Annotated in this window: 7 protein-coding genes and 1 tRNA gene; 5 read left to right on the forward strand and 3 right to left on the reverse strand. The window is 42.6% G+C overall.

The window, feature by feature from the left end; translation table 11 throughout:
- Positions 1 to 802: 802 nt before the first annotated feature.
- Complete coding sequence (locus V7K46_RS30115; RefSeq protein WP_335119811.1) at positions 803 to 2,434, forward strand: efflux RND transporter periplasmic adaptor subunit; 1,632 nt, start codon at positions 803 to 805, stop codon at positions 2,432 to 2,434.
- Between the two features lie 240 nt (positions 2,435 to 2,674).
- On the opposite strand, the gene V7K46_RS30120 is transcribed toward V7K46_RS30115, so the two are convergent.
- On the reverse strand, positions 2,675 to 4,591 hold the full coding sequence (locus tag V7K46_RS30120) for a heavy metal translocating P-type ATPase (protein ID WP_335119813.1): 1,917 nt from the start codon (positions 4,589 to 4,591) through the stop codon (positions 2,675 to 2,677).
- Positions 4,592 to 4,868: 277 nt separating this feature from the next.
- Between V7K46_RS30120 and V7K46_RS30125 the strand changes: the two genes are divergently transcribed.
- The 4 genes from V7K46_RS30125 to V7K46_RS30140 all read left to right on the forward strand — a co-directional run bounded on the left by V7K46_RS30125 (position 4,869) and on the right by V7K46_RS30140 (position 11,603).
- Positions 4,869 to 5,939, forward strand: a complete 1,071-nt coding sequence (locus tag V7K46_RS30125; protein ID WP_442939888.1) for an AAA family ATPase — start codon at positions 4,869 to 4,871, stop codon at positions 5,937 to 5,939.
- Entirely contained in the window at positions 5,926 to 6,501 is a 576-nt protein-coding gene (locus tag V7K46_RS30130; RefSeq protein ID WP_335119817.1) for a hypothetical protein, read from the forward strand. Before V7K46_RS30125 ends, V7K46_RS30130 begins: the two co-directional genes overlap by 14 nt.
- Complete coding sequence (locus V7K46_RS30135) at positions 6,501 to 7,631, forward strand: precorrin-8X methylmutase (protein WP_335119820.1); 1,131 nt, start codon at positions 6,501 to 6,503, stop codon at positions 7,629 to 7,631. The genes V7K46_RS30130 and V7K46_RS30135 overlap by 1 nt, the downstream gene beginning before the upstream one ends.
- 378 nt (positions 7,632 to 8,009) lie before the next feature.
- Entirely contained in the window at positions 8,010 to 11,603 is a 3,594-nt protein-coding gene (locus V7K46_RS30140; protein ID WP_335119822.1) for a DUF4912 domain-containing protein, read from the forward strand.
- 556 nt (positions 11,604 to 12,159) lie between these two features.
- Here the strand turns inward: V7K46_RS30140 and V7K46_RS30145 are convergent.
- Positions 12,160 to 12,231: transfer RNA gene (locus V7K46_RS30145), tRNA-Val, on the reverse strand.
- Positions 12,232 to 12,632: 401 nt separating this feature from the next.
- Positions 12,633 to 13,337: a Uma2 family endonuclease gene (locus tag V7K46_RS30150; RefSeq protein ID WP_335119824.1), complete on the reverse strand. Its 705-nt coding sequence runs from the start codon at positions 13,335 to 13,337 to the stop codon at positions 12,633 to 12,635.
- Positions 13,338 to 13,428 lie beyond the last annotated feature (91 nt).

Genomic DNA, 13,428 nt, shown 5'->3' on the forward strand with positions numbered 1-13,428 from the left:
TTACTCAAAAAGAGGAATCTATATTAGAGAACACTGATTGCACCTGTTTCTTGGTGAGGATAACTCGATGAAACTCCTAAACTTGCTTAATAAAGCTGAATTAATCAGCGATCGCTCCATACTCTTCTCTTCCCTAAGATGAATATTCACTACTACTAAAGAGAGATAAACTCATGTTTATCTTATACCAATCTCGTCTACTATGTGGTTATAATGCAAGCAAGCACTTACATATGCAAGCAAACGCTCATGGAAAACTTAGCATCAAGGACGGCACAAACTCATCCACACTTGATAAAGTCAGCAACTAAATGTTTGCAACAGCAGGTTTAATCGAAGCCACAGCGCGAGAAATTGCTTGTGTTGCTGCGGTAAATGAGGTAATTTGATATCGTCATTTTTAGAACAAAGAGCAACTACTAGGTGCTGTGATTACCGAAGCGATCGCTTTACAGTCCTTGAAGGAGACAGGAGGTTCTGTTAATTTGCCTCAAACAAGATGAACCGGACATTGAACAGTGCTTTCTCTGGGAGCTAAAGACAGGGTTTATATTGCCTAAAATAGTTTGATAAATCATTCGTATAAACAAATTATCGGAGTTAGGAAATGTACAAATTAACTAGAATGTGCTGAACGATATTTGTTCGTTTTAGGTGCTAGACATCGTGAGCGATCGCCAAATACCCAAATATATATTTGTCACCAACGTCAAAAAAAAAGAGCTAAAAACTATATTAAACAATGCTTTTTTAGCCAAAAGTAGATTGCCCAAGTCTAAATCCACAAGAGGAGAAACCGAAGATGTCCGATTCTGAGTTCCCTAAGTCTCCCCTTCCCGTTGAAATAGAACAGCCTGCTGTTAATGATTCTAGTCAAGAGTTGCGACCATTGCCAGAGCGATCGCCTAAGCCACCTCGAAAGCGGCGTTGGCCTCTAATCTTGGGAATTATCCTGTTAATTGCAGGTGTTGGTTTTGGTTGGCGCTGGTGGCAAACTCGTAATGGCAATGCAGCAGAAGGTGCTGGAGCAGCACCTCAACCGGCAGTTCCCGTCAAGCTAGCAACAGTGGAAACTGAAACTGTGCAGGATAGTTCGGAGTTTATTGGCTCTTTAGAGGCTCCACTCTCTGTACCAATAAAACCACAGATTGGAGGGCGAATTAGCCAGATTTTTATCAAAGAGGGCAACCGTGTTCAACAAGGGCAAGTAATTATTAGCCTAGAAATTGATGATGCCCTAGCCCTGCTACGACAAAAACAAGCAGCACTAGAACAAGCACAGGCAAATCTTGCCGAACTCAAAGCAGGGACTCGAACAGAAGTAGTTTCCCAAGCCAAAGCCCAGCTAGATCAGGCCCAAGCAAAATATCAAGATGCCGTATCTGGATCGCTACCACAGCAAATTCAGCAGGCTGAAGCTCAAGTTAATTCCGCCAAATCCGATCAAGTACTAGCAGAAGCACGAGCAAAGCGATACCAAGAATTAACAAAACAAGGGGCAACTTCCCAAGATACCCTAGATGAATATGTCAAAAACAAAGCTAGTGCTGAAGCAGCGGTGGTTGCAGCCCAGAAAAACTTAGAGCAACTCCGCAAAAACAGAACTGCTAATATCCAGCAGCTAGGTGCTGCCTTAGAACAACAGAAACAATTCTATAAGCAACAGTTGAACGGCAACCGCCCAGAAGATATTGCCCAAGGGCGATCGCAAGTAAACCAAGCAGCGGCTGAAGTCCAGTCGGCTCAAGTCCAAGTGCAATACACAAAAGTCCTAGCTCCTTTCACAGGTATTGTTGGTAATATCCCAGTCAAGCCAGGACAGTATGTAGGACAAGGGGATCAACTCACCATATTGACCAAAAACGACTCTTTAGACCTGAATATATCCATTCCGCTAAATCAAGCCAAAAAGTTGCGCTTGGGTTTACCTGTGCAAATGCTGAACGCCCAAGGCCAATCCACAGCAACGGGTAGGATCAGTTTTATTTCTCCAAATGCTAGTTTAGATTCGCAGACAGTTTTGGTGAAAGCCAACTTTGGCAATTTGAGAAATCGACTGCTTAATCTTCAGTCAGTGCAAACCAGAGTGATCTGGAACAAGCGTCCAGGAATTTTAATTCCAGTTACAGCAGTATCTCGCTTGGGTGGGGAGACTTTTGTATTTGTGGCTCAAGCGCCAGAACAAAAGCCTAAAACTGAAGAATCGGCACAAAAGCCTAAAACTGAAGCATCGGCACAAAAGCCTAAAGCTGAAGCAGCATCTTTAGTCGCTCACCAAAAGCCCGTGAAATTGGGAGTTATTCAGGGGAATAGTTATCAAGTTATCCAAGGACTAAAAGCTGGGGACAAAATTGTTGTTTCCGGTATTCTTAGCCTAACCAATGACGCTCCCATCAAGCCTGCACCGCAAGAAGTGGGTAGTCGGAGTTTTTAATATTTGTACCAATCGATAAGTACGTAATGCTCAATTTCTATCTATCCATTTTCTAATGATGTTTACGATCAAATTGATTTAGTAAGTAGCTGGGCGAAATTAAATATAAAATGTCATTGCCTTGGCGTAAGCGTTCCGTAACCGAAGGCAGTATGTACCCCTACGGGGATCTTGCTACGCCTTGGTCTTGTAAAGTTGCAATCTCAGTCTTTGCGATCGCAACTCTATAAGACTAGTGCTTTATTTCAACAATCTTAGACCACTGAGAGTAACTAATACTGTGGAACCTTCATGGCCAATGACGCCGATAGGTAAGTTAATATTTCCCAGAAAGTCGCCCACTAAAAGCAACATAATGAAACCCAACGCTACGAATATATTCTGTTTGACTATGGATTGCGATCGCCTACCCAAATGCATCGCCACGGCAATTTTTTCTAACCTGTCTGCCATCAGTACTATATCTGCGGTTTCTAATGCCACATCACTACCAGATATTCCCATCGCTATACCTACAGATGCTTGCGCTAGGGCTGGTGCATCATTGATCCCATCGCCTACCATTGCCACAGTTTGATATTGTTGCTGTAGACGACGGATAACATTCAACTTATCTTCTGGCAGAAGTTGAGCATACACGCGATCAATTCCTACTGCTTTGGCGATACTGTAAGCAGTTTCCTCGTTATCCCCAGTTAACATGACAATTTGCTCAATTCCCAGTTTTTTTAAGCGGGTAATAGTTGCGGCTGTTTCCACTCTCACCTCATCTGCGATCGCAATTATACCCATCACCTCTGCCTCTTTGTTTCCCTGTGCTACCCAAACCACAGTTTTACCTTCTTGCTCCAAAGATTGAGCTATTTCTCGCAATTCATCAGGTAAATTTGTCACATACTGTTGCACAAAAACGGCATTGCCCACAATTACCTGTTGTTCTTGAGCGATTCCCACAATTCCCTGTCCAGGTATAGCTTGCACTTGAACTGCACCAACCCAATCCAAATTACCAGCCGCCTGCACAATTGCCTTACCAATGGGATGTTCTGAATAGGATTCCACACTGGCAGCAGTTTGTAATACATCTATTTGGGTGTATTTACTAACTGAAATTACTTGAAATACCTGCACCTGTCCTGTTGTTAGGGTACCAGTTTTATCAAATGCGATCGCTCGGACTTTGCCAATCTTCTCCAACTGCGCCCCATTCTTAAACAAAATTCCTTGTCTTGCACCATTGGCGATTCCCGAAAGCAGCGTAGGCATAATTGCAGCCATTAACGCACAGGGAGAAGCTACCACTAGGAAGGTAAGCGCCCGATAAATCGTCGTTTCCCAATCCCAACCCCAGAGAAATGGCGGTAAAGTTGCCAGTAATATCCCAACTACTACAATGACTTTGGCATATCCCTTCTCAAAGCGATCGATAAACTCTTGCGAAGGAGGTGCTTCAGTCTTTGCCTGTTCTACCAAACGAATCACACGCACAATCAAACTACTTTGGGCTGGTTTGTGTACCTTAATTTGCAATCCACCATAGCCGTTAAGTGTGCCGGCAAATACTTCTGCGCCCACTGTTTTCTCTACAGGTAAAGACTCGCCTGTAATTGCAGCTTGATTGAGGGTGCTGTAACCAGATAAAATTATCCCATCAGTAGGAATTAGCTCTCCAGGTTTGACGACAATCTCATCACCCACTTTTAGCTGAGTGATCGGAATTTCCTCTTCCCTTCCCTGATGTAAAAGCCTTGCTGTATCTGGTGTCAAACTCATCAAACTGCGGATACTCCGCTCAGTTCGCTGCATTGCATAGCCTTCTAATGCGCCACTGATGGCAAAAATCAGAATCAAAATTGCCCCATCAATAATTAGATGATATTCTCTTCGCCATAAGCCGAGACTAGCAGCACCAATAGCCGCCACAATCATCAGCAAATCTACATCAAGTTCTTTTTCTTTGAAGAGAGTAGTCAATCCCTCCCGCGCACTTTCGTAACCACCAATCACGTAAGCAGCCGGTAGCAACAGGAATGCTAATCCCAAAGCGCCGAGATGCAAGGCGAACCATCCGAGAAATAGCAGCAACCCACACAAAAGTGCAGCTACGGTATCTGCGTGTTCTCTAGTGAATTGGGTGAAACGCTGAGGGTAGAGCATGAGAGATGAATTAACAGGGACTCTCTCAGGCTAAACCTTGACATTAATGTTAATGTCAAGGTTTGTAATGATTTTGAAACGCAGAGGGGCGCTGAGGGAAGCGCAGAGGTACGCAAAGTTAAATCTTTGTCTGTGTTATGGGAACATTTTTCAAAAGCGGGATGTGGGTAAATGAAACGATTTAACTGTTAGCTTTAAAATTGCACTAATAAGTAGGAAAAAATCTATGCTAAAGCGAATATATATTGATAACTTTCGCGGCTTGGTAAATTTCGAGATGAATTTTGACTCAATTAACCTGTTTATTGGTGGTAATGGAACAGGTAAATCAACTGTTTTTGAAGTCTTGCGAAAAATTCAACTTTTTATAAGTGGTGACGACAAAGTAGAAGGAATTTTTAAATCTGCTGACTGTACTCGCTGGCAGACTTTGCCAGTTCAGCGTTTTGAGCTAGAAATTGGTGGAAATGGTGGTAGTTATAAATATGAATTTGCTATTAGACATAATCAAGATAAGAGTCATGTTGAATATGAGCGTCTCTGGTTTAATAATCAAGTTTTGCTGAAGTCTGAGGGTGGCGAAGTTAAACTTTTTAGCGATGATTATGAAGAGGTTGCGAAAGCTCCATTTCCCTCACCATTAGGATCTTTACTATGGTTATTTACGGTAGATAGTGACAGTACAAAGTTGTCCTGGTTCACCAAACGTATGCAGCGATTCATTATTGTACAAATTATTCCTAGTCTTATGCTTGATGGGAGTGAAAAGGAAGAAATACAACTAACTCCGAGAATGGATAACTTTGTTTCTTGGTATCGTTATATTTCCCAAGATCAGGGTAAGGTTGCTGTTTTAATAAATATTTTAAAAGATATATTAGATGGTTTCTTAAGTTTTAAGTTTGAACAGTTTAGCGAAAATTATCGGACTCTAAAATTAAGATTTTCAACAGACAAAGAGAGTAAAAAGATTATTGATTATCGCTTTGGTGAATTATCCGATGGTCAAAAAGTGATAATTGCTCTGTACACCATTCTCTATTGTACTGAATCTGAAGATTATACCCTGTGCATTGATGAGCCAGAGAATTTTTTAGCTCTGCCGGAAATTCAACCTTGGCTAATTCAACTTTATGATTTTTGTATTGACGGAAAAATACAAGCTTTACTAATTTCCCATCATCCTGTATTAATTAATTATCTTTTAGCTTCACCTATAGGTTATTGGTTTGAGCGTCAAAGTAATGCACCTGTACGAGTAAAACCAATTAGTAATGAAGAAACTGAAAATTCTGGATTACCAATTTCAGAACTGATTGCGCGGGGCTGGCTGTATGACCCAGAATAGAGTAAAGATAGTAATTTTGTGTGAGGATCTACAACAGCAAGTTTTTGCATATCATTTTTTGAAAAAGCGAGGCTTTAATATAAATCCAAAAAACATCACAATTAGGACTTCTCCAAAAGGAAAAGGTGCAGGTGAGCAGTTTGTTATAAAGCATTATGCAGCAGAGGTTAAAGAATATCGAAGAAAAAACTATCTTTCAGGAATGCTAGTAGTGTTGATTGATGCAGATACGGCAACAGTAAAGGCAACACTGAAAGAATTAGATGATGCACTGATAGAAGATTCACAGGAACTTCGTAAGCCTGATGAGAAAATAGCAATCTTCGTGCCAAAAAGAAATATCGAAACTTGGATACATTATTTACGAACAGGAGAAGTTGTTGAAGAAGAAGCAGAAAAATCCAAATATCCAAAATTCCCTAAAAATGAGGCAATTTGTAAACCCGGTGTTGAACAATTAGCAAACCAGTGTTCTCAAGGGAGTTTGGATGAAAATGCGCCACCATCTCTTCAGGCTGCTTGTGGAGAATTACAAAGACTTTTACCATTATTAAATAACTGATGAACGCTACTTGCTTAACTATTAAAGAACTCACTGATGCAGTTGGCGGCGGTTTAACTCCGCGCATGGTACGGCATTACCATCAATTGGGACTATTACCGCAACCAGTACGATCGCCTAGCAATTATCGTCTCTACACCAAAAAAGATGTCCTCCGGTTGCAACGGATTGTCGCCCTCAAGCAGCAAGGGTTTCAACTAAACCACATCCGCAATATTTTGGAGGTGGAACCAGAAGCTGACACAACTGTTAACCTCATGGGACAACTTCAGCAGCAATATCGGGCGGTGATGCAGCAAATTTCTCAACTGCGACAAACTGCATCAGCATTAGAAGGATTATTGGGGCGCGATCGCCATTGTCAAATTATCCAGGCGAAAGTTTTGGCACAACTCAAGTTACTCGATGTCGAAACTCAAGCCGGATTGGGGGGATTGGAAAATCTCTGGAGTGGTTTAGATGCCGAAATTCATAACCACTCAGAAGCTTTTACAGAATCGCTACAACGCTTACTACCTGATTTGTCTCACCGTTCGGAAATTGAACAGCATTTAATTTCTCAGTTGGTTTTGGCTTGTGGCGATGTCAGTTTGGTGTCCTTTGTCAAGTTGAGCCGAGATGCGATCGCAGCTAGTCGAGGAGCTTTATCTGCAAGCTGTCAAATTGTTGTCGATACCCAAACGGTTGCTGCTGCTTTGGATCAAACCCGATTATCTCACTTGGGATGCCAGATCGAAACCTTGATTGATAATCCCCATATTACCACCGCCACAGAGGCAGAACTTGCCTTTTGGCAACATCGAGAATGGCGATCAAAATTGCTGCAAGTAAATCAAGGTTGTGTGCTGGTAGTCGGTTATGCTCCCTCAGTCCTTGTAGAAGTTTGTGAAGCTATCGCCAATCAGAAAATTCAGCCTGCACTAGTAATTGGAATGCCCATTGGCTTTAGCCATGCTCCCGCAGCCAAGCGACAACTGATGCAACAAGGGATACCTTTTATTACAGTTGAAGGAACCTTGGGAGGTGGCGCTTTAGCTGCTACTGCCCTAAATGCCTTGGTTGAGTCACTGATTGATAAGCCAGATTGTCATTGTTATCTCAAAAGTATAGTAGATTCTGCTGAGTGCTGAACATTGAGTACTCACTTCAGACAGAAGGATACTCAGTACTCAGCAATACTGAAAATAATATTGTTAAATAATATTGAATTTGGTACACTTTACCAGTTTTAGTAATTCAATAATTCATAATTGTGGCCAAAAACTACCAACTTGGTATAACTTGCAATATAAATTAGAAGAATTTATAGTAAACAGACTCTGGCAATTAGAGTATAAATTCTCATGTTATACAAGCTAATGCAGAGTATAAATCAATACGAGTGCGCTGAAGGAATTAGAAGTAAAGATAACTCAGATGTATAATTAGCGCGTCTCCTCCATAATCCCTAAACAGATCGCGATTTAGGACTGGCAGGTTTTCTATTTTTTACTTTAATTAAGGGGCTTATGTGGCAACAAGATAAAAAAGATAGTTCAATAGTCAATCTGGTATTATGGGTTGCCTTAGCTACAACCCCTATGGCAGCAAGTTTGCTGGTGTCAGCACCCATGCTGGCCCAATCTAAACCTAATTCTCCTACTTTTTCACTGCCGCAAACAGTGCAGAACGGGACAACAGTGCGGATTGACGGTTCAAGTAGTTTGGGTGCAATTAACCAAAGCCTAAAAGAGAGTTTTGAAAAACAGTTTTCCGGCACAAAGGTTGAAGTTGCTGCTAATGGCACTAGTACGGCACTAAAAGATTTGCTAGCTGGCAAAATCGACATAGCAGCAATGGGGCGTGGGTTGACGCCAGCAGAAAAAGCCCAAGGACTAGAGCAAGTTCGCTTGCGCCGTGAGAAGATTGCGATCGTGGTTGGGGCTAATAATCCTTTCAAGCAAAGCTTGACTAGTAAGCAATTTGCGCGAATTTTCCGGGGAGAAGTTACAAATTGGTCACAACTGGGAGGACCTTCTCTTAAGATTCGGTTAATTGATCACCCTAACACCAGTGAGACTCGCGATACTTTTCGTGCTTATCCAGCCTTCAAGACTGCTAACTTTGCTACAGGACCCAATGCTACCCAAGTAAGTGAGGATAATACCGCACAAATCATCAAACAACTGGGCAAAGATGGCATCACCTATGTGTTAGCTAATCAGGTGTCGAAGCTCAAAGGTGTGCGAGTTCTGGAATTACATCAAGCCTTGCCAGATGATGCGAAATATCCCTTCTCGCAACCTTTAGTTTACGTTTACAAAAAAAATCCCAGTTTAACCACAGTAGATTTTCTCGGCTTTACTCTTGCACCCCCAGGACAGAAGGCTATAGAACAAGGTAGAACTGCTGAAGCAGTGGCGATCGCAGCGAACGGATCACAACCTGCTGTCAAGCCTTCCCCCAGTGCTAAAACGATACCTGCTGCTACACCTTCCTCTAGTGCCACTACTTCTGCATTTGGGGAACAGCCCTTTGTGGCTCCTGCTACATCACAAGTTAGTCCAATTGTCAACAGGGAAACACCATTTTGGTTGTTGCTACCTGTATTTTTTATTACCGTAGGTGGAGCATTACTATGGTGGATTCTGGGAAAACGCCCATTGCCGACTGAGAAAACAGACAACTTACCAGAATCAGATCCTTATCTACCCAGCACAGAAGGTGCAGAAATGGCGGTGCTTAATGCCAGCACATCCCTGCCCGTTAACGGAGCGATGCTTGAGGAGGATTCAGTGCCGCACTTCCAAGAGCAAGAAAGTCCTGATCGCACTCCTTTCAACATCTATGCTCAAACACAATCTGACCTGACGGAAAATGGTACTCACGGGACATCAAATTTAGTCCAAGAGGCAACTAATGGTAACTCTAAGCTCCATGAAGGCACAACCTCTGGAGTAGCTAATGGATCAGGTAATAACAACTTGGGAGCCGCAGCTTTAACCGGTGGTACGGCTTTAGCAACAGGAATCGGGGCGGCTACCTGGTCTACCTTTAACAACAAAGAAACAGAAATAGACACCATTGATGAGACAGTCCATCTAGAGCACTATCCAGAGACAAACATTCCTGATTCTGATGAAGTTGCATGGGACATAGAAGCCCCGGCAGCTGTAGTAAATACTTCATATCCTCACCTGGGTAATATTCCAGAAGAGGCATCTGATGTGGAACTGCCTTCATCTGAGGTAACAGCCCCACTTGCAGAATTACCAGATGTGCCAGAAGTAACATCTGAATTTGATTATTGGGACACAGAAGTTAATGAAGATCAGATAGATGAGGAACTTCAGGCAGAATTGAACTGGTTAAACAGTATCACCTCAACTGAAGATCCAGCCTCAGTAGATGAATTGCCCTTACCAGAGTCTGGCGAAGCCGCAACGGATATAGAATCCTCAGCAGCACAAACATCCTCACTGCTCGATTTCCCAGAATTTCCAGAAGATATATTGAATCTGGTAGCAGACGCATCTGAACCCACTACCGATTTGCTAGAGTCAGAATTTCAAGCAGAGCCGACTGTAGCTGAAGCTGACTCCACAGATTTTGCCGCCGCCGCGGCTTTAGCAGGTGTAGGGATTGGAGCCTGGACTACCATTGGATCAGATACCCAAGGACAAACCGATACTACGGTTGAAAACGTGCCAATTGCAGCCGAAACAGCTATTGGTTTGGTTGATGCAGATGAAGAGAGCAGTATTGTACTCACGCCGCATACTTCTACATCGGCTCATGTCTCTTGGGAGATTTCCGAAGTCAAGAAAGCAGCGCTGCAACAACAGGGCGGCTCTCATTTGGTAGTGCGGCTCTATGATACAACTGGGATAGACCTAAGTTATCAAAGTCCCCACCTTGTACAGCAGTATGAATCTGAGGAGACAGCACACGATCGCCTGGTGGATATTCCCGTCAGCGATCGCGATTACATAGCTGAAATTGGCTATATCGCTGATGGCGATGCCTACGGCGGTAAACTACATTGGTTCTTTATCGCCCGTTCAGCAGTTATTCGTGTCTTCAGTCCTGTCCTTCCAGATCCGATAGTTGATAATCTGGCAATCGGGGATGAAACAAATATTGACTTGGTAGATGTCCCACAAGAGAGCAGTATTGTCCTCACATCGCACACTTTGCAATGGGCTGATGTCTCTTGGGAAATTTCCGAAACCAAAAAAGCAGAACTACAACAGAGTGGCTCTGATTTAGTAGTGCGGCTCTATGATGTAACTGGGATAGACCTAAGTTATCAAAGTCCCCACCTTGTACAGCAGTATGCATGTGAAGAGACAGCAAACGATCGCTTTGTAGAAATTCCCATCAGCGATCGCGATTACATAGCTGAAATTGGCTATGTCGCTGATGACGAACGCTGGTTCTTTATAGCCCGTTCAGCGATCGTTCGTGTCTTCAATCCTGTGCATACAGATCCCACCGTTGAAAATGTAGCGTTAGCAAGTCAGACACCTATTGACTTGGTAGAAGCCCAAGAAGAGATCAGTGAAGAAGAGAGCAGTGTTGCGCTCACACCCCGCACTCCCAAGTGGGCTTATGTCTCTTGGTATATTTCCAAGACTCAGAAGGAAGCACTGCAACAACAAGGCGGCTCCCAATTGCTAGTGCGGCTCTACGATGTGACTGGGATTGACTTGAGTTATCAAAATCCCCAGCTTGTACAGCAGTATGAATCTGAAGAGGTAGTACAGGGACGTTTTGTGGCTATTCCCGTGAGCGATCGCGACTACATGGTTGAAATTGGCTATATCGCTGATAGCGAGCGTTGGTTACTCATAGCTCGTTCACCCAATGTTCGCGTTTTCAGTCGTTCCCACGAAGATTTCTGGTTTGTGGCAGATGCTGAGTTGATTATTCACGGAGCAACCCAACCAAATACAAGTGTAAACATTGGTGGTCATACCATCAAAATCAAACCTGATGGTACTTTCCACTTACGTCTCCCCTTTTCAGATGGTTTAATGGACTATCTGATAACGGTAGGTGCTGATGGGGAATCCACTAGAACTATCCATAAGAAGTTCTCCCAAGAAACTTCCGAAAGCTAGAAATTTCCTGAATTACTCCTCTAACCCGATTCTCCCCATTTAGGCTCCGGTGTACACACATCTTCTACACAGGATGCAAATTCACCTCGTTCCCAGTCTCCGACTGGGAATGCCTATTTTGGGCCTACCGCCTCCCTAATTCGCAGCAGCATCCCAATAAAGAGCATTTCCAGCTTCTGGCTAGAAACGAGGTTTTTCCTTAGTCCGTGGAGGCAGACTTTGCCTGTATAGCGGTAAATGACCTTCGCCCAGGCTTTTACTTGCGGAAAACACCGAAATGAGAAAGTCAAATGGCATTTTGAGTAAGTAAAACGTCATTTTGCTTGCGGAAAACACCAAAATGAGAAAGCAAACTGGAGTTTGAGTAAGTAAAACGTCATTTTGCTTGCGGAAAACACCGAAATGAGAAAGTCAAATGGCATTTTGAGTAAGTCAAATGTCATTTTGAGAAAGCATTTAAGTACTTTGAGCAAGTAATCAGCCATTTTTATAAAGCAATTAGGCATTTTGAGCATTAAATGCTACTACCTGCCCTAAAAGCCTTGCTGTATATAAGTGGGCGATACTGGATTTGAACCAGTGACCCCATCCGTGTGAAGGATGTGCGCTACCCCTGTGCTAATCGCCCAAGACTTTTTATATTATCATAACTTACTTAGATTTACGGTTGCAAAAATATATTTAAACAAAGCGTAAACTCAATGCTAGCTATTACTGTTTGCATAGCCAGGTTTTATGAATGTTTTGTAGGATAGACATCTTGTCCGTCGCAATTATGCCAGATAAAGTGTTTCAGATCGCCTGATTGTCGCAGATGGTAAAAATCCTTTCAAAAGCCCCACCTTATCCTTGAATATCTAAAACCAAATAGCAAAATGACGAACTTTTAGGGACTGACAAAAAATAAATTATCCAAAATTATTTGTACATTTGTAGGGGATCTTGGCCAAGATCCCCTACGTTCGCGGAGCGTCCCGCAGGGATGCGATGTTTTTTTAACTGGAAGTCCCTTAAGCCAACGTGAATTATTCAGAGATTATTCGGGTTGATTCCCTTCTGTTGTAATCTAGCTAAAAGTTCTTGAAGCTGTTGTTGTGTTTGCTCTAGTTGTTGCTGTTGCTTAACTCTTACTTCTTCTGGTGTTGAGTATCTATTACCATTTTCGTCATACCAATACAACCATTCTCGCGTGATTCCTTGGTAGGTTCCGCGTTCACGTCCAATACCTAAACCAATTTCCGGCATCCAGATTTTATCGCCTAATTGTAAAATATATTTATCATTAACTAAACGATAAACTTCTAAACGCTGACGCTTACGACGTAAGCGGGTTGGTGCATAGATGACATAATACAAAATGCCTAATTGGGCATAATCTACTTTCTTTTGCTCGTATTCAAAATTGTAAGTTTGGGAAACAATTTCTAAGGATAAGATTGGGGAAATGCCATCTTCTTCCCAAAGTACATAACTAGAACGCCCATTTTCTCCAACAAAACGTTCTACACCCAAACTTAAAAACCCATCGGGGACAATGGCAGGTTTATTGGCTGCATAATAAATTCCCATGTTGATCCCAAAAAACCAATCATCACGGGCTTGCCAAATAGCAGCTAATATCGCTAACAACAAGTTGGGAATTAATATTTGCAGTTCATTATCCACAGGGGTGTCATCAGAATCTGGCAATTCTGCTGATGAAGGTAAGCACTCTAATGGATTGTAGTTGAACATCAGCAGTCTTCAATCCCAAATGATAAATCTAAATCTGTTTCCCATAACTTCAGGGTAGCTCAGGCTGCACATAATACTTAGTGGTTCATTG

Origin of the sequence: Nostoc sp. (assembly GCF_036917395.1) — a bacterium.
Taxonomy (GTDB): Bacteria; Cyanobacteriota; Cyanobacteriia; order Cyanobacteriales; family Nostocaceae; genus Nostoc.

Coding starts and splice junctions, on each gene's coding strand:
- V7K46_RS30115 (WP_335119811.1), top strand. CDS start 803: ATGTCCGATTCTGAGTTCCCTAAGTCTCCCCTTCCCGTTGAAATAGAA.
- V7K46_RS30120 (WP_335119813.1), bottom strand. CDS start 4,591: ATGCTCTACCCTCAGCGTTTCACCCAATTCACTAGAGAACACGCAGAT.
- V7K46_RS30135 (WP_335119820.1), top strand. CDS start 6,501: ATGAACGCTACTTGCTTAACTATTAAAGAACTCACTGATGCAGTTGGC.
- V7K46_RS30130 (WP_335119817.1), top strand. CDS start 5,926: ATGACCCAGAATAGAGTAAAGATAGTAATTTTGTGTGAGGATCTACAA.
- V7K46_RS30140 (WP_335119822.1), top strand. CDS start 8,010: ATGTGGCAACAAGATAAAAAAGATAGTTCAATAGTCAATCTGGTATTA.
- V7K46_RS30125 (WP_442939888.1), top strand. CDS start 4,869: ATGAATTTTGACTCAATTAACCTGTTTATTGGTGGTAATGGAACAGGT.
- V7K46_RS30150 (WP_335119824.1), bottom strand. CDS start 13,337: ATGTTCAACTACAATCCATTAGAGTGCTTACCTTCATCAGCAGAATTG.